The following is a 20,490-nucleotide window of genomic DNA, read 5'->3' as shown; positions in this document are numbered from 1 at the left end:
TTTCGGCGATTCTCAGCTCGTCGCCACGTTGCGATGCCGCGTACTCACGCGCCGCCAGTACAGAAAGAGGCCGATGCCCGCCACGCCGAGACTCACCGTATTGGCTATCCAGAAGCCGCGCGCGCCTTGCAGCCACTCGGGCACCATGCCGCCGACATCGAAGCCGAGCAGATAGCCGCCGCCGAGGCCGATGCCCCACAGCGCGATTGCGTAGATGACGGTCGGCACGAGCGTGACCTTGTACGCCCGCAGGATGAACGCCGTGGTGATCTGCAGCGCGTCGCAGAGGTGATAGAAGAAGATGATGAAGACGAGCGGCATCGCGGCGGCGATTACGTGGGCGTCGGGCGTGTAGGCGGCGATGATCTGCGGCCGCGCGGCAAGCAGGATCACGCCGTACACCAGCGCCAGCACGCACGCCATGCCGATGCCGTGCCGCGAGATCGAGGCCGCGTCGTCCAGACGCTTTGCGCCGAGCGCCTGCGACACCAGCGTCGACGACGCGATCCCGATGGCAAGCGGCGTCATGTAGAGCACCGCGCCGAGGTTGCCCGCGATCTGATGTCCCGCGAGCGTGGTCGTGCCGAAGCGCGAGATGAAGAGCGCCATGAACGTGTACGACGTCACTTCGATGAGATACGAAAGCCCCATCGGAATGCCGAGACGCAGCAGCGCCATCTGCCGCTTCCACACGGGCCAGCAAAAGCGCGCGAAGATGCCGAACGGCCGGAAGAATTCCACGCGCAGCAGCACCGTGATTCCGACGATGGCGAGCGCCCAATTGATGAGCGTGCTCGCAAGCGCGCAGCCGGGACCGCCGAGCGCGGGCACGCCGAAACCGCCGAAGATGAACCAGGTATTGAGCGGAAACTTGAGCACGAGCCCGCCGACTTGCAGAAACATCACGAGCCGCGGTTTGCCGACCGCGTTCGCCAGCGAGCTATACACGCGAAACACGAGACTCGCGGGCAGCCCGAACGAGAGAATGCGCAAGTAGTCCACCGTGCGGTCATGTAGCGCGGGCGGCGCTTTCGCGAGACTCAGCAGCGGTTCGGGAAAGTAGAGCAGCACGAAGCCGATCACCATGAGTACCGAAGCGAGCCACAGCGCCTGCCGCGTTTCCTCGCCGATTTCCGCCTCGCGGCCCGCGCCGAAGAGTTGTCCGGCAATCGGCTGGAGCGCGACGAGAATGCCCGTCAAGCCGATATACACCGAGATATAGACGGACGAACCGAGCCCGAGCGCCGCGAGATCGGTGGCGGAGAAGCGGCCGACCATCGCGGTATCGATCACGCCGAACGCGATCACCGCAAGCTGGCCGATCAGCACGGGCCAGGCAAGCGCGCCGATCTTGCGGACATCGCTCAGCATGCCCGTGGCGGCTTTGGAAGACACGGCGGCGCCCATGCGTTATTGCACCCGGCGCAGGCTTTTCGGACGCAGCGGCTTCTTGACCGGCGGCGTGGGGCGCGCAATGCGCACGTAGAGGCGGAAGCGCTCGTCGCGGTCGGCCACGCGCCGGCCTTCCCAGACGAGCTTCCATTCGAACGCCGAGATGGACGGCGGATCGCCGTAATCCGCGCGATCCTGACGCAGCACCACGTCGCAATCTTCGTCGAACGCGAAGTGCATACCGCCGAAGTACGCGAAGGTGGCGATCTGCGCGTCGCCGAGACGCGCGGGCGAGATGCAGTTGTAGTCGGGCGGAAGATGATCGGCGATCTGCTCCGCGACATCGCGATACGTCCGGCTGTAGTTGACGACCGGCAGCCATAACGTCATGAGCAAAACCCACATCAGCGTGGTGCCCGCGCTCGATAGCACGACGCTGCGCCACAGCACCTTCGGATGGCGTGCAAGCCGCCAACGCGCGAGCAGGAACCAGCACGCCGTCACCGCGACCGCGCAGACGAACGAAATGAGCTTGAATTCGGGATGAAAACCGGGCGCGAGGCGCGCGAGATTGCGGGCCATGGGCGCGGGAAAGCCGAACATGCCGGCCGTCCACACGAGCCAGACGAGCGTGCCGATGATCGTGAAACTGAGCATGGCGAACCAGTCGATCGCGTTGATCGCGCCGCGTTTCAAGGTCGGCAGCGCGAAAGTCGCGAGCACGGACAGCGGCGGCAGCAGCAGCAAGAAGAGGCGATTGGTTTCGCGCGCCTGCAGCACAACGAGCACGAGCAGCGGTCCGATCACGGACAAGGGCACGGCGACGTGCGGCGAGCGGCGCATGCCGCCCCAGCTCACGAAGGCCCAGATTGCAAGCGGCCAGGCGGGCCAGGTGAAGAGCGGCAGGTTCTTCATCGCGTAGCCGAACACGAGCGACGGCGGCCCGGAGAAGGTATCGAAGCTGTTGCGCCACCATTGACGCAGCCACCATTCGCCATCGTCGGGGAAGAAATGCAGCGTCGGCAGCACCCACGCGGCGATCAGCACAACGGCGACGGGCAGGCCGTAGATCAGCAGCGGCGCGGCGCGCACCTGACGCACGATGATGGTCATTGCAAGCGTGCATAGCAAAAGCGCGAACACCAGCACGGGCGAGCTCGATAAGCCGACCACGCCGATTGCCGCGCCCCACACGAGCGCACCGTGAATCGGCTTGTCGATGCTGCGAACGAGGCCGTAAATGAGCATCGCGGTGCCGGCGAACTGCGCGAGCTGCGGCGTGGTTTCGTGACCGCGCTCGGCGAGCCCGAAGCAGGCGAGGAGAATCAGCAGGGCGCCGTCGGCGAGCGTGCGGCCGTAGTCGCGCGGCTCGGGTTCGCCGCCGAACGCGTATTTGAATGGCTGGGCTTCGTCGCGCCGGCCAAGCAGATAGGCCGTGTACCAGACGAACGCGCACGCGATGGTGAAGAGCAGGCCCGTGACCACGCGCGAGGCGTTGCTGGCATCGACCCACGGACTCAGGATCCGGATCGACGATGCCCCGAGCCAGTACATCAGCGGGCCGTCGCCCGTGAGCGCCTTGCCGACGAGATTGGGCAGCAGCCAGTCGCGCGCGTCGCCGTTGGCCATCGTCCACATCACGCCGAAGCCCGCCGCGTCCTCGTTCTTCCACGGGTCGCGGCCGAACAGCCCGAACGACGCGTAGACGATACAGATGGCGAGCAGTAGCCAGCGCGGCAGGGCGCTGGTGGCGGAGGCGGTCAGACGAACGACAGATCGCATGCGTGAGGGCTTATCGAGAGAAACGGGCAGTGCGCCGTGCGTTGGTGCGTGCGGGTAGGTTGCCAGGTGCGTGCAAGCGCGGCGGGGGCCAGAGCATCCGGCATTGTAGACGCGCGCCTCGGAGTGCGTCAGTGTCGACGGGCTCGCGGTAACGCCGTGCAACAACCCTTACCGTTTTGCCGTGCAGCATCATGGAAACGGCAGAGACAAAAAAGGGCAGCCAGAGCTGCCCTTCTTGCTGAAGCGGTGGTCCGTCTTACTTCTTGGTGGAGAAGCGAGCGAACTTGTTGTTGAACTTCTCGACGCGGCCTGCCGTGTCCATGATCTTTTGCTGACCGGTGTAGAACGGATGCGATTCCGACGACACTTCGATCTTCGCGAGCGGGTACGACTTGCCGTTGAATTCGGCGGTTTCGCGCGTCTGGATGGTCGAGCGGGTCACGAAACGGAAGTCGTTCGACATGTCGACGAACAGAACTTCGCGATAATTCGGGTGAATGCCTTCTTTCATGGTCTTTCCTGGTATCTGGCGGTAGCCAACCCGTTGCGTCTTGAGTTCAAGGCGCTCGTGCGAGTCACTTGCCTAGGGTCGAAAAACGGCGATTATGCCAGAAAATCAGACCCTTGACATCTTTTTGGGAAGCTTTAGAAGAGGGCGCCGACGCCCGCCGGGTCCTGCCGGTAATAGCGCGCAAGCAGGCGATACAACTCGGGATACTCCGCTTCGAAGGGTTTCGGCGTAACGAACAGCGCCTCGCTGCAGACCGCGAAAAACTCGGATGGATGATCCGTCGCGTAGGGATCGATCAGCGATTCGCGCTCGAAGCGGCCGAAACGGCGCTGCGGCACCGCGTCGACGCGGGCGCAGAATTGGTCATAGGCGTTATCGAAGACATCGGCCCATGCGGTCGAGTCGAGCGGCGCGTGCCAGCGTCGATAGAGCGGCGGATGACCATCGGCCTCGCCGTTCACCATGTCGATCTTGTGGGCGAATTCGTGGATCACCACGTTGTAGGCGTCGGCGCCATCGGCCATCTGGGCATCTTCCCACGAGAGCACGACCGGGCCGCCTTCCCATGCTTCGCCGCTGGCATCGTGTTCCACTTCGTGCACGACGCCGTCCTGATCTTCCACCGTCTTTTTGATGACGAACTCGCCCGGATAGACAATCACGCCGACCCAGCCGCGATAAAGGTCGAGACTGAGGTTGAGGACGGGCAGACAGGCTTGCGCGGCGATGGAGACGATCATGGCGTCGGTCAGTTCGAGATCGTGCGCGGTCGAGAATTCTTTTTGCGCGATGAAGAGACTCGCGGTCTCGCGCAGACGTTCGAGGTCGGCCGGATTCAGGTGGCCAAAGCACGGATAGGCATCGAGGGTGCGCCGCCACAGGCTTTCGTCGATCGCGTATTTGCGCAGCGTGCGCTCGCGGCGTTGCGCGCCGAACCAGCGGGTGAAGGGATTGGTCATCGATCGAGGCGTTGGAAGCGCGATAGACCGGATTGTACGGATGGGGGACGATCGTGGGCAGAATGCGCTGCTTGCGGGATCGGCTGGAGCTGTCGCCACGCGGATAGAGTGGCCGGCAAACGCGAATCGATATCAGCCGACAGCGACGACATAAAAAAACCGCCTGACCAAAGGCAGGCGGTTTTTTCTCGACGCATAAGCGAATGGCAAATCAGCTGCCACCACGCCGCATCAAGTCGAAGAACTCGGAATTGCTCTTCGTCTGACGGATCTTGTCGAGCAGGAATTCCATGGCTTCGACTTCGTCCATGTCGTGAATGAACTTGCGCAGCACCCAAACCTTTTGCAGCAGGTCCGGCTTGATCAGCAGTTCCTCGCGGCGCGTGCCCGACTTGTTCAGATTGATCGACGGATACACGCGCTTTTCCGCGAGACGCCGTTCCAGGTGCACTTCCATGTTGCCGGTGCCCTTGAACTCTTCGTAGATCACGTCGTCCATGCGGCTGCCGGTTTCGATCAGCGCGGTGCCGATGATCGTGAGCGACCCGCCTTCCTCGATATTGCGCGCGGCGCCGAAGAAGCGCTTCGGACGCTGCAGCGCGTTGGCGTCGACACCGCCCGTCAGCACCTTGCCAGAGGCCGGCACGACCGTGTTGTAGGCGCGCGCGAGACGCGTGATGGAGTCGAGCAGAATCACGACATCGTGCTTCATTTCGACCAGGCGCTTGGCCTTTTCGATCACCATTTCCGCGACTTGGACGTGGCGCGCGGCAGGTTCGTCGAAGGTGGAAGCGATTACTTCGCCCTTGACCGAACGCTGCATTTCCGTGACTTCTTCCGGACGCTCGTCGATGAGCAGCACGAACAGCACGATATCCGGGTGGTTCGACTTGATGGCATGCGCGATGTGCTGAAGCATCACCGTCTTGCCCGACTTCGGCGACGCCACGAGCAGACCGCGCTGGCCCTTGCCGATAGGCGAGATCATGTCGATGATCCGGCCGGTGACGTTTTCCTCGCCGCGCATTTCGCGCTCGAGCGGCAACGGCTTATTCGGATGCAGCGGCGTGAGGTTCTCGAACATGATCTTATGTTTCGAGGCCTCGGGCGGCTGCCCGTTGACTTTGTCGACCTTCACCAGCGCGAAATAGCGCTCGCCGTCTTTCGGCGTGCGCACTTCGCCTTCGATGGTGTCGCCGGTGTGCAGATTGAAGCGGCGAATCTGCGACGGGCTGATATAGATGTCGTCCGTACTCGCGAGATACGAAGTCTCGGGTGAACGCAAGAAGCCGAAGCCGTCGGGCAGCACTTCGAGCGTGCCGTCGCCGAAAATCGTGTCGCCACCCTTGGCGCGCTTTTTAAGTATGGCGAACATGAGTTCCTGCTTGCGCAGGCGGTTCGCATTTTCGATCTCGAGGCCATTGGCCATCTCGATCAGTGCAGACACGTGCTGAGACTTGAGCTCGGATAAATGCATACGGATTTCCCGCCAGGGAGAAGAGGTACGACAGAAAGATTTGGGAGAAGAGGTGAGCGGAACCGCTCTAGGACTTAGTACTTCTTGAACTCTTGTAATTCTAGCATAGCACACGCGACGCGAGCCTTAGCTTGGCCGGGGGCGGGGCTTTGGCGCCGATGTTGTCGGTGGACAACATCGGCGCCGTGGTTCAAGCGCGGTTCAAAGGCCGACGACGCTGGCTCCGAACCGGTCGAGCTATTACAGGTTGCTGTCCAGGAACGCGGTCAACTGCGACTTCGACAGCGCGCCGACCTTCTGCGCGGCCACTGCGCCGTTCTTGAACAGGATCAGCGTGGGAATACCGCGCACGCCGAACTTTACCGGCGTCGATTGATGCTCGTCGACGTTGATCTTCGCGATTTGCAGGCGATCGCCGTAATCCTTTGCGACTTCATCGAGGATCGGGGCAATCATCTTGCACGGACCGCACCACTCGGCCCAGAAATCGAGCAGAACAGGTTTGTCCGACTTGACGACGTCTTGTTCGAAAGATGCGTCGCTGATGTGCTTGATTGATTCGCTCATTGTCTGAATACCTCTATTGATTCGAGGCCCGCGTTTGAATGCTCGCCACGATACACCAAAACAGTAAAAGATTTTCGTCGCCGCTTGGGCGAGACGAAGCCGGCTTACCACGTCTGACGAGCCTTGCGGACTGGCCGCATGGACGATGAAGCATGCGCCGCACGTGATTCAACGCTCATCTTAGCTTAATTTGCTATCTGTCGCCGATGCCGATAGGCGCCGTCGCGCAGCCCTTCATTACTCAACTGGAGGCGCATTCGGGCAATGCAAGAGCGGAGCCGCATGGCGTCGGCGGCGTGCTCGCGAGGTCTATCGGGCGCGGCTATCGGCGTGATATGATTCGACGTGACGGGCCTCCTCGCATGGTGGCGCGGTCAACCTGGTCAGGTCGGGAACGAAGCAGCCACAGCCGCTTTCCACCAGTGCCGAGGGTCGGGCTCGTCACCTTCCGCTTTATTTGCGTTTTTCCGGCTTCAATCTCCGCGGTTTCCTGCTTCACTCTCCTCTGGTTTTTAGTCGATTCGCTCGCATCTACGCGACTTGAATCCGCTTCTTCACGCATGCTCCGGATGCGCCGGACAGCCGCTTTCGGCGGCGTTTGCCGCTAGTCGTTGCTGATACAATTTCGCGCATGACCTATCAAGTTCTCGCACGCAAATGGCGGCCGAAATCGTTCGAGTCGCTCGTCGGCCAGGAGCACGTCGTTCGTGCGCTCACGCACGCGCTCGACGGTGGCCGCCTGCATCACGCGTATCTTTTCACGGGTACGCGCGGCGTCGGCAAGACCACGCTTTCGCGCATCTTCGCAAAAGCGCTCAACTGTGAAACCGGCGTGACCTCGAGGCCGTGCGGCGTGTGCCGCGCTTGCCGGGAAATCGACGAAGGCCGTTTCGTCGATTACGTCGAAATGGATGCGGCGAGCAATCGCGGTGTCGACGAAATGGCGGCGCTGCTCGAGCGCGCGGTCTATGCACCGGTCGACGCGCGCTTCAAGGTCTACATGATCGACGAAGTGCACATGCTCACGAACCACGCGTTCAACGCCATGTTGAAGACGTTGGAAGAGCCGCCTCCGCATGTGAAGTTCATTCTCGCCACGACCGATCCGCAGAAGATTCCGGTCACCGTGCTGTCGCGCTGCCTCCAGTTCAATCTGAAGCAGATGCCTGCGGGGCATATCGTGTCGCATCTGGAGAACATCCTCCAGCAAGAGAGCATTGCTTTCGAAGTGCAGGCGCTGCGGTTGTTGTCGCGCGCGGCGGACGGCAGCATGCGCGACGCGCTTTCGCTGACCGATCAGGCTATCGCCTATTCGGCCAATCAGGTGACCGAGGAAGCCGTGCGCGGCATGCTCGGCGCGCTGGATCAAAGCTATCTGATCCGTTTGCTCGATGCCCTCGCCGCAAGCGATGGCGCGGGCGTGCTCGCCATCGCCGATGAAATGGCTTTGCGCAGTCTATCGTTCTCGACCGCGTTGCAGGATCTGGCGAGCTTGCTGCATCGGATTGCGTGGGCGCAGTTCGCGCCGGCATCGGTGCTGGACGAGTGGCCGGAGGCGGGAGATATTCGTCGATTCGCCGAGGGCTTGTCGGCCGAACAGGTTCAGTTGTTCTACCAGATCGCGACCGTCGGACGCAGCGAACTGGGGCTCGCGCCTGATGAATACGCGGGCTTCACCATGACGCTTCTGCGCATGCTCGCGTTCGAACCCGCTGGCGGTCCGGGCGGAGGTGGCGGTGGCGGGCTCGTGGTGAGCGCGCCGCAAAGCGTGAAGGGCGCGCGCAATGCGGCGCTCGCGGGAGCTATGGCGGAGCGGGCCGTGGCGCCGGCACCGGTGGCTCGGGATGGCGTTCTGGCGGATCGAGCGGGCGCGCGGCACCAGATTAGCGACCGTTCTTTTGAGAAGTTGGCTGAGTCAGGTGAAGCGGCTGCTTCCGATTTGGACATGCATGGCGCACGGTCTGCGACCTCGGCGAAAGTCGGGCCACGTGACGCATCCGACGAGCTTGCGGGCGCTGAAGCGAAGCGCAGTGTCGAATCGGCTGAATCAGTCGCGAAGCCAGTCGGCGCGTCCGATGCACGAGAATCGGCGATGGCGGATGCGGCATCGCGTGCGGCTTACGCCGGTTCCGCGGACTTGCGGGACGCCGGAGGAAGTGCCGCTCCTTCGGGCGCGAAGAACGCGACCTCTGGCGATTCGACTGCGCTTGCAAACACGGCTGGCTTGTCAAGCGCATCGAGAGCGGACGTCGGTCATTCAGCTTTAGTGTCGAACAGCGCCACATCTTCAGACGCGCAGACGGCCACTGCCAATCCCGCTCCTGTTGCAGATAGCGCCACGCCTCCAGGCGCGCGGGATATTGCCGCGGCCGCTGCCGATTCGGCCGCGCCTCTGAACACCATCGCATCTTCAAGCGATGCACCGGTGGCGCGGAAAGACTTCGATTCGGCCACGCCGAGCGCCGCATCTTCAGATGTGCGGAAGGCCGACTCTGCCGATTCGCCTTCTATAGCCGAGGCCGCCGAATCGCCGCTCGCGCAAGGCACAGCAGAGATCGTTCAGGCCAATACGCCGTCTGCTGTCGGGAATGCACGAGACGTTGTGTTTGACGAAGTGCCAGTCGCATCGGCGCCGCTTTCTGCCGCGGCTCGGCAAGCTGTAGACGAGGCTTCTAATAATGGCGCGCCCGAAACCGCGTCGCCGTCTGCCGGATCAGTCGCGCCGCGCAGCGCCGCAGGTGGCGCGAGGGACGCGCTCGAAGTATTGCGTAGTGCGGGCATGCGACTTTCATCGGATCGCGGTGGAAGAGGCGCGGCGGCAGCGCCAGCGGGCGCTCCTGCTGCAACGAAACCTGCCGTGCCGAAGCCCTCGGTTCCCGTGCCGACGCCGCGCCGCGTCGCGCCGCGCGCCAGCGCGGGCTCTGACGTACAGGCGACGCCTGCGGCAGACAACGCGGGTGCTGATGCCATTGGCGGGAGCAACGTCGGCTTCGACAATGGCGTTCGCGGGCGCAGCGCCGGCGTGGGCGGCAACGTTCGCGTCGACAGCAAGGGCAACGGTAGCGCCAACACCAACACGAACGCCAGCGTCGACAATACCGCTCGCGCCGGCAATGACGCCAACGCGAAAGCAAGCCCCAAGGTCATCCCTCCTTGGGAAGACATGCCGCCCGACGACTACCCGCCGCCCGGATCGGAGGATGAATACTTCTCCGCCGCTCCCGACGACGGCTATATGCCCGCGTTCGATAGCGCACCGGACGACATGCGCTTCGGCAGCGAACCCGCGCCCGCGGCGAAGCCCGCGCCGAAGATCGACGCCACGCCGCTGCCGCCCGCCGTGCCGCTCGACCCTATCGGCATCGCGGGAGAATGGGCGACGCTCGCGGTCGATCTGCCGCTCAAGGGCATCGCATACCAGCTCGCGTTCAACAGCGAACTGACCGCCTGCGACGCCAGTTCGCTCACACTCGTCGTTCCCGTGCCGCAATACGCGGACGCCGCGCAAGTCGCCAAGCTCAAGACCGCGCTCACGGAGAAACTCGGCCGCGCGCTCGAGGTCAATGTGTCGGTTGCGCCCGCACGCCGCACCGCCGCCGCGCTCGACGCCGCCGAACGCGCTAAACGCCAGCAGCAAGCCGAGCAGGAAATCAGGCAAGACCCGTTCGTGCAATCGCTCATTCGCGATTTCGGCGCGAGCATCGTGCAGGGATCGATCAAGCCGGTTGCCGCAACGGGCGCGAATCCTTCGGGCGCGTCTTCTGTAAGATAAGCCATCCCGCGAGGCGCGCCGTCAGAAGCCGCGCCGCGAACGAATCAACCGGGCGCACGGGCATTTTCGCCTGAGCGTCTGCCCGTCATACGCACTATCCGTTTCAAGGAGCCGAATCATGATGAAGAACCAACTCGCCGGGCTGATGAAGCAAGCTCAGCAAATGCAGGAAAACATGAAGAAGATGCAGGATCAGCTCGCGCTGATTGAGGTCGAGGGCCAGTCCGGCGCCGGTCTCGTCAAGGTGACGATGACCTGCAAGAACGACGTGCGCCGCGTGCAGATCGACCCGAGCCTGCTCGCCGACGACAAGGACATGCTCGAAGACCTGGTTGCCGCCGCGTTCAACGACGCCGTGCGCAAGGCCGAAGCCACCACGCAGGAAAAGATGGGCGGCATGACGGCCGGCATGCCCATGCCGCCCGGCTTCAAGCTGCCGTTTTAAGCGCGTGGCCGAAGGCGCACGCGGCGTTTGCCGCGCTTTCGGCCCGCCCCTGAGGACACATGAAACAACCATCCGCCTTGTCGGCGCTCGTCGAAGCGCTGCGTGCGTTGCCCGGCGTCGGCCCGAAGTCGGCGCAGCGCATGGCGTATCACCTGATGCAGCACGACCGCGCGGGCGCCGACAAACTCGGCAACGCGCTGCTGTTCGCGACCGGGCATCTGAAGCACTGCGAGAAGTGCAATACCTTCACCGAAGCCGACATCTGCGAAGTATGCAGCGACGAAGAACGCGATTCCGCGCTTCTATGCGTCGTCGAGACGCCGGCCGATCAGATCATGCTGGAGCAGACGCTCACGTATCGCGGGCTCTACTTCGTGTTGATGGGCCGGCTGAGTCCGCTCGACGGCATCGGGCCGAAGGAAATCCACTTCGAGCGGCTCATCAACCGCGCGCTCGACGGCACCGTGAATGAAGTGGTGCTTGCCACCAACTTCACGAATGAAGGCGAGGCGACCGCGCACTATCTGGCACAGACGCTCAAGTCGAAAGGGCTGAAGGTCACGCGGCTCGCGCGCGGCGTACCGGTGGGCGGCGAACTCGAATACGTCGATGCCGGCACCATCGCCCGCGCGATGCTCGACCGCCGCTCGGTGTGAGAAAAGATCAAGGACTGCATCGATGACAGAAACCGAAGCACTCGCGCTCGCGACGCATCGACATTACAAGGGCGGGCTGTATCGCGTGATCGGCGTCGCGCGGCACTCGGAAACCGAGGAAGCCATGATCGTCTACGAGCATCTCTGGCCGCATGATCGCGGTTTATGGGTCCGGCCCGCCGCGATGTTCAACGAGACGCTCGCCGACGGCGCGCCGCGCTTCAAGCCACTCGACATCCCACTTTAAAAATTGGCGGAGACGAACGACATGACCGCATCGACGGGCCCGCTTGCCGGCGTCAAGGTGCTGGAACTCGGCACGCTCATCGCGGGACCGTTCGCGGCGCGCTTCATGGGCGAATTCGGCGCGGATGTCATCAAGATCGAAGATCCGAAGGGCGGCGATCCGCTGCGCAAGTGGCGCAAGCTTTACCCTGAAGTGGGCGGAACGTCGCTCTGGTGGGCGGTACAGGCGCGCAACAAGAAGTCCGTGACGATCAATCTGAAGGCCGAAGAGGGCAAGGAGATCGTGCGGCGGCTGGCGAAAGAAGCGGATATCGTCGTCGAAAATTTTCGGCCGGGCTTGCTCGAAAAACTTGGGCTCGGCTATGAGGTGCTTTCTGCCGAAAACCCCGGTCTCGTGATGGTGCGGCTCTCGGGATACGGCCAGACCGGGCCGTATCGCGACAGACCGGGCTTTGGCGCGATCGCCGAATCGATGGGCGGCTTGCGTCATATCACGGGCTATCCCGAGTTACCGCCGCCGCGCATCGGCATTTCCATTGGCGACTCCATTGCCGCGCTGCACGGCGTGATCGGCGCGTTGATGGCGCTGCATCATCGGCAGGTGAATGGCGGCAAAGGGCAGGTGGTCGATGTCGCGCTCTACGAAGCCGTCTTCAACATGATGGAAAGCGTGGTGCCCGAGTACGGCGTCTATGGCATGGTGCGCGAGCGCACCGGCGCGTCGCTGCCGGGCATCGTGCCGTCGAATACCTATCCGTGCCGCGACGGCAGCATCGTCATTGGCGGCAATAGCGATCCCATTTTCAAGCGGTTGATGACGGCAATCGACCGCGCCGATCTCGCCGACGATCCCGCGCTCGCTTCGAACGATGGCCGCGTGCCGCGCACGCAGGAAATCGACGATGCCATCGCCGCGTGGTTGTCGACGCGCAGTATCGACGAGGCACTCGCCGTCCTCAACGCCGCCGATGTGCCCGCCGGCCGTATCTACAGCGTGGCCGACATGTTCACCGATCCGCAGTACATCGCGCGTCAAATGCTGCAGCGTTTTCCGTGGCAGGACGGCCGCGAGATCACGCTGCCGAACGTGACGCCGAAGCTGTCCGAGACGCCTGGCGAGACGCGCTGGCTCGGGCCGCAACTCGGCGAACATACGGATGAAGTGCTTCGGTTGCTTGGGTATGCCGAGGACGACATCGCGCGGTTGCGTGCGGCGAACGTGATCTGAGGAAGTCGTTACGCGTAAAAAACGCGAACTCTCGCGGCGGCCCGAAGATGGCCGCGACACCGGCGCCGGCTTGCGCATGGGGCAGGGCGTCGCGCATGCACCGTGGCCCACGACCAACCTTCGAAGCGCCTCAAGGCTCGATCACGATCTTCCCCGTCACGCGCCGGTTCATCATGTCGTCGAGGGCTTGCGCGGTTGCATCGAGCGGATAGCGTTTGGTCACCACCGGCAGCAACTTGCCGGCCTTGATCCAGTCGACCATGGTGGCAAATTCGGTATCGGCGATCGCGTGTTCGCGGCGCATGTGATCGCCCCAGAACACGCCGACGATGCTCGCGCCCTTCAACAACGCGAGATTGAGCGGCAGCTTCGGGATCTCGCCGTTGGCGAAGCCGACCACGAGATAACGCCCGCGCCAGCCGATGCTGCGAAACGCCGGTTCGGCATAGGCGCCGCCCACCGGATCGAATATGACATCGGGACCTTGGCCATGGGTGAGCGCCTTGACGCGCTCGCGCAAGTCTTCGTTTCGATAGTCGATGATTTCATCCGCGCCTTGCTCGCGACAGAACGCGAGCTTTTCCGCGCTCGATGCCGCCGCGATCACGCGCGCGCCGAGAATCTTGCCGATCTGAATTGCCGCGACGCCCACGCCGCCCGCCGCACCAAGCACGAGGAGCGTCTCGCCCGACTTGAGCGCGCCGCGATCCACGAGCGCGTGATAGGACGTGCCGTAGGCAAGCGTGAAGGCCGCGGCGAGCGCGAGGTCGACGTCGTCGGGCAGCACGACGCAATCCGTTTCCCGAGCACGCGCCTGTTGCGCGAATGCCCCTTGCGCGGTGTAAGCCGCGACGCGCATGCCAGGTTTCACGCGCGTGACGCCCGCACCCACCTCACGCACGATTCCCGCGAGTTCCGCACCCGGCGTAAATGGCAGCGGCGGTTTGAACTGGTACTTGTTCTGGATGATCAGTACATCGGGAAAATTCACGCTCGCGGCCTTCACATCGATGACGATTTCCCCGGCTTCGGGGTGCAAATCCGGCAGCGTTTCGACGGTGAGCGTATCGGGTAATCCGTGTTGGTTGCATCGAACGGCGCGCATGTGTCCTCCTTGATGGCCTGGCGCCAAGTGTAGGGCAGACGGCTGTCTGTGCGCGACCCCGCAAAGCGTGGGCGCGTCATGTTTCCTCGGTTACAATCGCCGGATGCGAATCCTACTCAGCAACGACGACGGCTACCTGGCGCGCGGCATCAACGCGCTGCACGACGCCTTGCAGCCGCTCGGCGAAGTAACGGTGATGGCGCCGGAGCAGAACTGCAGCGGCTCGTCCAACTCGCTCACGTTGTCGCGGCCATTGAGCGTGCATCAGTCGGCTAACGGTTTCAACTTCGTGAACGGCACGCCAACCGACTCGGTGCATATCGCGCTCACCGGCATGCTCGAAGCGCGGCCCGATCTCGTCGTGTCAGGGATCAACAACGGCCAGAATGTCGGCGAGGACACGCTCTATTCCGGCACGGTCGCGGCCGCCACCGAAGGCTTCATGTTCGGCATTCCGGCTATCGCGTTTTCGCTCGTCGGGCGTGACTGGCTGCATCTAGAAGATGCGGCGCGCGTGGCCGCCGAAATCGTCGCGCATTTTCTGGATCACCCCATGCCGGGTCATCCGCTTCTGAACGTCAATATTCCGAGCCTGCCGTACGACCAACTGCGCGAGTGGAAGGTCACGCGTCTGGGCAAGCGGCATCCGTCGCAGCCGGTGATTCGCCAGACCGACCCGCGCGGCAACCCGATCTACTGGATCGGCCCGTCGGGCGACGCGCTCGACGCCAGCGAAGGCACCGACTTTCACGCAGTCGCGAACGGCTTCGTTTCGATCACGCCGCTGCAGCTCGACCTGACTCACACGAAACTCATGGCCGAGACCCGCGAATGGGCGCAAGCCGGGAGCCGTCGCTCATGAGCGACGAGCGCGCCAAGCGCTTCCCGCTGGCGCTCGCGGACCTCGTGCGCGAGCCGCGCAAGCCGGCCGGCCGCACGCAGGACGCGCGCGCCAAGTCAGTGGCGGTATCGACCACGAAAGCCGCTGCCGCGAAGCCGGGCAGTGTGCGCGGCGCGGCTTCAGCGCTCAAGAATCCGGCGAGCGCGGCGGCATCCGCCAAGTCCGCGACCACGGTTTTTCCGGTGCGCTCGGTGGCTCAGCCTGTCGTCAATTCCGTCGCCAAGGCCGCTACCAAACCGGCAAGTGGAACTGCGAAACCGGTTCCGGGCGCGAATCGCAGTCCGGCCCAGGCGCCGCATCCCCGAACGAGTGCATTGCGCACCGCGCAGCGTCCCGCCGGACGCGATCTGAACGCGGCATCGACGGCCACGAAAAAGGGCGCGCCCAACGTGGCATTCGCCAGCACGCAGACGCTCACCTCGGAACGGGTGCGCGAGCGCATGGTCGAACGCCTGCGCACGAACGGCGTGACCGACCCGCGCGTGCTGAACGCCATGTCGGTCGTGCCGCGCCATATGTTCGTCGACCCCGGCCTCGCCGCGCAGGCTTACGAAGATGCCGCGCTGCCGATCGGTCACCATCAGACCATCTCCAAGCCGTCGGTCGTCGCGCGCATGATCGAACTGGTCGCGGCAGGGCGCACGTTGGACAAGGTGCTGGAAATCGGCACCGGTTGCGGCTATCAGGCAGCGGTGCTGTCGCAGGTCGCGACCGAGGTTTATTCGATCGAGCGCGTGCGGCCGTTGTCCGAACGCGCCAAGCTCAATCTTCGGCCGCTGCGTGTGCCGAATATCCGGCTGCATTACGGCGACGGGCGGCTCGGACTGGCTGCCGCGGCGCCGTTCGATGCCATCGTGATCGCGTGCGCGGGACTCGACGTGCCGCAGGCCTTGCTCGAACAACTGGCGATAGGCGGCAGGCTCGTCGCGCCGGTGGGCTCGCAGGCCGCGCAGTCGCAGGTGCTCACGCTCGTCACGCGCGTGTCGGCCACGCAATGGCGGGAGTCGCAGCTCGATCGCGTTTTTTTTGTACCTTTAAAATCCGGAGTGATTTGAAACCGATGAGTATCTTGCGTGCTTTGCGAGAAACGCGTGCGGACGTTCGCCTGACGGCGGCGCAGCGCGGTGTGTGCGTCCTTGCGCTGTCCATGCTGGCGGCCTGTGCGTCGCGGATGGATTCAGCGCCGGTGGTCGACAGAACGGGCGCGCCTATCGCCACGGATGCCGCCGCGCTTGCCAACCAGCCGCCGCCGCCTGGCTATATTCGCGTGAAACCGGGCGACACCCTATATCGGATCGCATTGGAAAACGGTCAGAATTATCACGACATCGCAACGTGGAATAACCTGACGAACCCGAACCAGATCGAAGTCGGTCAACTGGTGCGTGTGGCGCCTCCGGGTGCGAATCTGGCAGCGGCGACGCCGGGCGTGTCGACCGCACCGATCGCGGGTGGCGCGGTGGCTACGCAACCGCTTAACGGCGGCGCGGGCGTCTATGGCACGCCGCAGTCGGGTGCAACGACGCAGCCGCCGTACTACGGTCCGTCGTCGGGCATGGGTGCGGCGCCGGGAGCTGCATCCGGTGCGCTCGCGGGCACCACGCCGGCGCCGGGCGTGGACAGCGCGGCAACGGCTCAACCGGCTTTCATCTGGCCGGCGCGTGGTCCGATTCTCGGCACATTCGACGACGCGAAGAACAAAGGTTTGAACATTGGCGGTGCACCGGGAGATGCGGTCAATGCATCGGCGGATGGCAGGGTCGTCTACTCCGGAAATGGCTTGCGCGGCTACGGGAATCTCATCATCATCAAGCACGACGCGACTTTTCTCACTGCGTACGCACACAACCGCGCTTTGATGGTAAAAGAAGGAGACGCGGTGACCAAAGGTCAAAAAATCGCCGAAATGGGCAACAGCGATTCAGACCGTGTGATGTTGCATTTCGAAGTTCGCCGGCAGGGAAAACCTGTTGACCCACTGAAGTATTTGCCGCCGCAATAAAGCGAGCCATCATGCAAAAAACGAAGCGCCGCCAGCCGCAAGCCGAGACTGAGACCATCAGCCGACCGTTGCAAGTGTCGGTGGAAGACGGTGCTTCGACCCGAGACGACGATGCCGAAAACATCGACGTCGATATCGATTCCGACGAAGAAGGCGAAAACCGTAAAAAGGGTGGCGACGAGTCGGGAGAAGGCGCAAACGATTCCGCGCCCGAACCCGACGACTTTCGCTCTCTTTTGCAGGCCGAACTGACGGCCGACACCATTCAGCATTACCTCAATCGCATCAGCGTGAAACCGCTGCTCACCGTCGAGGAAGAGCAGCGTTATTCGCGTCTTGCCAAGGCGGGCGAGTTCGAGGCGCGCCAGGTCATGATCGAGCGCAATTTGCGGCTGGTGGTGAGTATCGCTAAGGGTTATCTCAATCGCGGCGTGCCTTTGCTCGATCTGATCGAGGAAGGCAACCTCGGTCTCATGCACGCAATCGAGAAATTCGATCCCACGCGCGGTTTTCGTTTTTCGACTTACGCCACGTGGTGGATTCGCCAGAGCATCGAGCGCGCAATCATGAATCAGGCGCGCACGGTGCGCCTTCCGGTGCATGTGATTCGCGAACTGAATCAAGTGTTGCGCGCGAAGCGTCATCTGGAAAAGAACTCGGCGAATTCCACCGATCCCGTCGCGCCCGAGCGCCGCGACGCGAGCATCGAGGATATTGCGTATCTCACCGGCAAGACGCCGGAGGAAGTCACCGATATCCTCGCGCTCAACGAACACACGGCTTCGCTCGATGCCCCGCTCGACCTCGACCCCGGCAGCAGCCTGCTCGATCTCCTTTCGGACGATCAAAGCCAGTCGCCGGATGCCGAAGTTCAGCACCGCGAACTGGAAACGCTCACGCGGCTCTGGCTTTCGCGTCTGTCGGATAAACATCGGCATGTGATCGAACGGCGTTTCGGGCTGAACCATATCGAGCCCGCCACGCTCGAAGAACTGGCCGATGAAATGGGCCTCACGCGCGAACGCGTACGGCAAATCCAGCAAGAGGCGCTCGTGCGGCTCAAACGCTTCTTCGCCTCGAACGGCGTGCGCAAGGACGCCGTGCTTTAACGCTCCAAAGCGGCGTTCGAAAGAGCGCCGCGTTTCCAGAATTCAATGACACCGATTCTCGTATTCGACATCGAGACCATTCCCGATGTCGACGGCATTCGCCGTCTCGAAGACTTACCCGACGATCTGTCCGCGCGCGAAGTCGCCGAACGCGCGTTCGCCGCGCGCCGCGAGCGCGTAGGCAACGACTTCTTGCCGCATCATTTGCAACGCATTGCCGCGATCTCCTGCGTCTTTCGCGACGACAGCGGTTTTCGCGTGCGCTCGCTCGGCACGAAGACGGATGGCGAGGCATCGCTGATCCAGTCGTTTTATCGCGTGATCGAAAAATACACGCCGCAACTCGTCTCGTGGAACGGCGGCGGTTTCGATCTGCCCGTGCTCCATTACCGTGCGCTCGTGCATGGCATCGCGGCGCCGCGTTACTGGGACTTGGGCCAGGACGATCGCGAGTTCAGGTTCAACAACTACATCAGCCGCTATCACATGCGGCATCTCGACCTGATGGACGTGCTCGCGATGTATCAGGCGCGCGCCAACGCGCCGCTCGATGCACTCGCCAAACTGTGCGGCTTCCCAGGCAAGCTGGGCATGGACGGCGGCAAGGTGTGGGACGCCTATTGCGATGGTCAGATCGACGAGATCCGCAACTATTGCGAAACGGATGTCGTCAACACTTACCTTATGTATTGCCGCTTTCAGATGATGCGTGGCGGACTCACGCCGGACGAGTACGCGGACGAGATCAACTTCGTGAAGAACGCGCTCGCGCTGGAAGCGTCGCCGCATTGGGCCGAATATCTCACCGCATTCGGCCGGTGAGTGCGAGGCCGTGACGTTCGTCTACAATCTCGCCTTTGCCAACACGTCAGTCAGGAAGTACGCAGGTGTCTGAAGCCGCTCGAAAAAATTCGCATCGCCGCCGCGCCGCGCCGGCCAAAACCGTTACGCCCGATCCGTCATTCGTCGCGCCCGAAATCGAAATCGAGTCACTCGACATGGACGCGCGCGGCGTCGGCCGCACGGTCAACGAGAACGGCGAGCCGGGCAAGGTGATCTTCGTCGAAGGCGCGCTGCCCGGCGAACGAGTGAGCTATTCGAGCTATCGCAAGAAGCCGAGTTTCGAGCAGGCGCAAGTGGTGAACGTGTTGCGCGAGGCGGTCATCCGCACGAAGCCGAAGTGTCAGTTCTTCGGCACGTGCGGCGGTTGTTCCATGCAGCATCTCGACGTGCGCGCGCAGATTGCCGTGAAGCAGCGGGTGCTCGAGGACAATCTCCAGCATTTGTCGAAACTGCGCGCGGAAACCATGTTCCGGCCGATTCACGGGCCGTCGTGGGGTTATCGCTATCGCGCGCGCCTGACGGTGCGGCACGTCGAGAAAAAGGGCGGCGTGCTCGTCGGCTTTCATGAACGCAAGAGCAGCTACGTCGCCGACATGACGAGCTGCGAGGTGCTGCCGCCGCACGTTTCCGCCATGCTCGTGCCACTGCGGCATCTGGTAGCCGGTTTGTCCATTCGTGACCGCATGCCGCAGATCGAGCTTGCGGTTGGCGCGGACGTGACGGCGCTGGTGTTGCGCATTCTCGAACCGCTCAACGACGCCGACGAAGCGCTTTTGCGCGCCTTCGCGGACGAACACGCCGGCGTGCAATTCTGGCTGCAGCCGAAAGGTCCCGACACGGTTTATCCGTTTTATCCGCTCGAGAGCGAACTGGCTTATACGCTGCCGGAGTTTCACATCCGCATGCCATTCAAGCCGACTGATTTCACGCAGGTGAACCATCAGATCAACCGCGTGCTCGTGGCGCGCGCGTTGAGCCTGCTCGCGCCGGAACCGAACGATCGTGTGCTCGATCTGTTTTGCGGCATCGGCAACTTCACGCTGCCGCTTGCGCGCGTGTCGCGCGAAGTGGTGGGTATCGAAGGAAGCGAAGGGCTGACCGCGCGCGCGCTGGAAAACGCGCAGGCCAATGGCGTGGACGGCCATACGTCGTTTGCCTGCCGCAATTTGTTCGAAGTGACTGCCGACGATCTGCGCGCGCTCGGGCACTTCGACAAATATCTGATCGATCCGCCGCGCGAGGGCGCGCTCGCAGTGGCGAAGGCGCTTGCGGACATCGCTCAAAGCGGCGAGGGTTCGCTGCCGAAGCGCATCGTTTATGTGTCGTGCAACCCGGCGACGCTCGCGCGCGACGCCGGCCTGCTCGTCCACGAGGCGGGGTATCGGATGAAGGGCGCGGGCGTCGTCAACATGTTCCCGCATACGTCGCATGTCGAATCCATTGCATTGTTCGAACGCGACTGAAGCGCTTTTATTTAAGAAGGCAAAAAAAACCG

The 20,490-nt window shown here is 63.1% G+C and carries 18 protein-coding genes and 1 other RNA gene; 12 read left to right on the top strand and 7 right to left on the bottom strand.

Translation table 11 applies throughout. The features are described 5' to 3' along the window. Positions 1-12: 12 nt before the first annotated feature. From NCR40_RS07385 to trxA, 6 genes are all read right to left on the bottom strand, one after another. Complete coding sequence (locus NCR40_RS07385; RefSeq protein ID WP_250509143.1) at positions 13-1,371, bottom strand: MATE family efflux transporter; 1,359 nt, start codon at positions 1,369-1,371, stop codon at positions 13-15. A 39-nt stretch (positions 1,372-1,410) separates the two neighbouring features. Then, the gene (locus NCR40_RS07380) at positions 1,411-3,174 is read right to left on the bottom strand and encodes an ArnT family glycosyltransferase (protein ID WP_250464983.1); all 1,764 of its coding nucleotides are present in this window, start codon (positions 3,172-3,174) and stop codon (positions 1,411-1,413) included. Positions 3,175-3,430: 256 nt separating this feature from the next. After that, positions 3,431-3,685: a type B 50S ribosomal protein L31 gene (locus NCR40_RS07375; protein WP_016345518.1), complete on the bottom strand. Its 255-nt coding sequence runs from the start codon at positions 3,683-3,685 to the stop codon at positions 3,431-3,433. A 134-nt stretch (positions 3,686-3,819) separates the two neighbouring features. Further along, positions 3,820-4,644 (bottom strand): M90 family metallopeptidase, encoded by an 825-nt coding sequence (locus NCR40_RS07370; RefSeq protein ID WP_250464981.1) that lies wholly within the window; start codon positions 4,642-4,644, stop codon positions 3,820-3,822. A gap of 211 nt (positions 4,645-4,855) precedes the next feature. After that, entirely contained in the window at positions 4,856-6,121 is a 1,266-nt protein-coding gene (gene rho / locus NCR40_RS07365; RefSeq protein ID WP_244825353.1) for a transcription termination factor Rho, read from the bottom strand. Positions 6,122-6,361: 240 nt separating this feature from the next. After that, positions 6,362-6,688: a thioredoxin TrxA gene (gene trxA / locus NCR40_RS07360; protein ID WP_008349330.1), complete on the bottom strand. Its 327-nt coding sequence runs from the start codon at positions 6,686-6,688 to the stop codon at positions 6,362-6,364. 347 nt (positions 6,689-7,035) lie between these two features. Here trxA and ffs point away from each other — a divergent pair. The 6 genes from ffs (at position 7,036) to NCR40_RS07330 (ending at position 13,035) form a co-directional block, all read left to right on the top strand. Next, positions 7,036-7,134: signal recognition particle sRNA small type (ffs, locus tag NCR40_RS07355), an RNA gene on the top strand. Between the two features lie 185 nt (positions 7,135-7,319). Next, positions 7,320-10,460, top strand: coding sequence for a DNA polymerase III subunit gamma/tau (dnaX, locus tag NCR40_RS07350; protein ID WP_250509097.1), 3,141 nt, complete (start codon positions 7,320-7,322; stop codon positions 10,458-10,460). Between the two features lie 118 nt (positions 10,461-10,578). Further along, a complete protein-coding gene (locus NCR40_RS07345; RefSeq protein ID WP_244825351.1) occupies positions 10,579-10,905 on the top strand; it encodes a YbaB/EbfC family nucleoid-associated protein in 327 nt (108 codons plus the stop codon). 59 nt (positions 10,906-10,964) lie between these two features. After that, positions 10,965-11,561, top strand: a complete 597-nt coding sequence (gene recR, locus NCR40_RS07340) for a recombination mediator RecR (RefSeq protein WP_244825350.1) — start codon at positions 10,965-10,967, stop codon at positions 11,559-11,561. Positions 11,562-11,583: 22 nt separating this feature from the next. Then, positions 11,584-11,808, top strand: coding sequence for a DUF1653 domain-containing protein (locus NCR40_RS07335; RefSeq protein WP_014191626.1), 225 nt, complete (start codon positions 11,584-11,586; stop codon positions 11,806-11,808). Between the two features lie 21 nt (positions 11,809-11,829). Continuing rightward, a complete protein-coding gene (locus NCR40_RS07330; RefSeq protein WP_250509096.1) occupies positions 11,830-13,035 on the top strand; it encodes a CaiB/BaiF CoA transferase family protein in 1,206 nt (401 codons plus the stop codon). 130 nt (positions 13,036-13,165) lie between these two features. Here NCR40_RS07330 and NCR40_RS07325 read toward each other — a convergent pair whose 3' ends face one another. Continuing rightward, the gene (locus NCR40_RS07325; RefSeq protein WP_244825348.1) at positions 13,166-14,140 is read right to left on the bottom strand and encodes an NADPH:quinone oxidoreductase family protein; all 975 of its coding nucleotides are present in this window, start codon (positions 14,138-14,140) and stop codon (positions 13,166-13,168) included. Between the two features lie 103 nt (positions 14,141-14,243). On the opposite strand from NCR40_RS07325, the gene surE reads away from it, so the two are divergent. The 6 genes from surE to rlmD all read left to right on the top strand — a co-directional run bounded on the left by surE (position 14,244) and on the right by rlmD (position 20,458). After that, the gene (gene surE, locus NCR40_RS07320; RefSeq protein WP_250464975.1) at positions 14,244-15,002 is read left to right on the top strand and encodes a 5'/3'-nucleotidase SurE; all 759 of its coding nucleotides are present in this window, start codon (positions 14,244-14,246) and stop codon (positions 15,000-15,002) included. Next, positions 14,999-16,096, top strand: coding sequence for a protein-L-isoaspartate(D-aspartate) O-methyltransferase (locus NCR40_RS07315; RefSeq protein WP_250464973.1), 1,098 nt, complete (start codon positions 14,999-15,001; stop codon positions 16,094-16,096). Before surE ends, NCR40_RS07315 begins: the two co-directional genes overlap by 4 nt. 5 nt (positions 16,097-16,101) lie before the next feature. After that, complete coding sequence (locus tag NCR40_RS07310) at positions 16,102-17,043, top strand: peptidoglycan DD-metalloendopeptidase family protein (RefSeq protein ID WP_244825345.1); 942 nt, start codon at positions 16,102-16,104, stop codon at positions 17,041-17,043. 11 nt (positions 17,044-17,054) lie between these two features. Then, positions 17,055-18,152, top strand: a complete 1,098-nt coding sequence (rpoS, locus tag NCR40_RS07305; RefSeq protein WP_250464972.1) for an RNA polymerase sigma factor RpoS — start codon at positions 17,055-17,057, stop codon at positions 18,150-18,152. A 45-nt stretch (positions 18,153-18,197) separates the two neighbouring features. Continuing rightward, complete coding sequence (locus NCR40_RS07300) at positions 18,198-18,974, top strand: 3'-5' exonuclease (RefSeq protein WP_250509095.1); 777 nt, start codon at positions 18,198-18,200, stop codon at positions 18,972-18,974. A gap of 65 nt (positions 18,975-19,039) precedes the next feature. Then, the gene (gene rlmD / locus NCR40_RS07295; RefSeq protein WP_250509094.1) at positions 19,040-20,458 is read left to right on the top strand and encodes a 23S rRNA (uracil(1939)-C(5))-methyltransferase RlmD; all 1,419 of its coding nucleotides are present in this window, start codon (positions 19,040-19,042) and stop codon (positions 20,456-20,458) included. The last annotated feature ends 32 nt before the right edge of the window (positions 20,459-20,490 follow it).

This window comes from Caballeronia sp. GACF4, assembly GCF_023631025.1.
GTDB lineage: Bacteria > Pseudomonadota > Gammaproteobacteria > Burkholderiales > Burkholderiaceae > Caballeronia.
The sequence above is the reverse complement of the archived record's forward strand: the minus strand, read 5'-3'. Positions and strand labels throughout refer to the sequence as shown.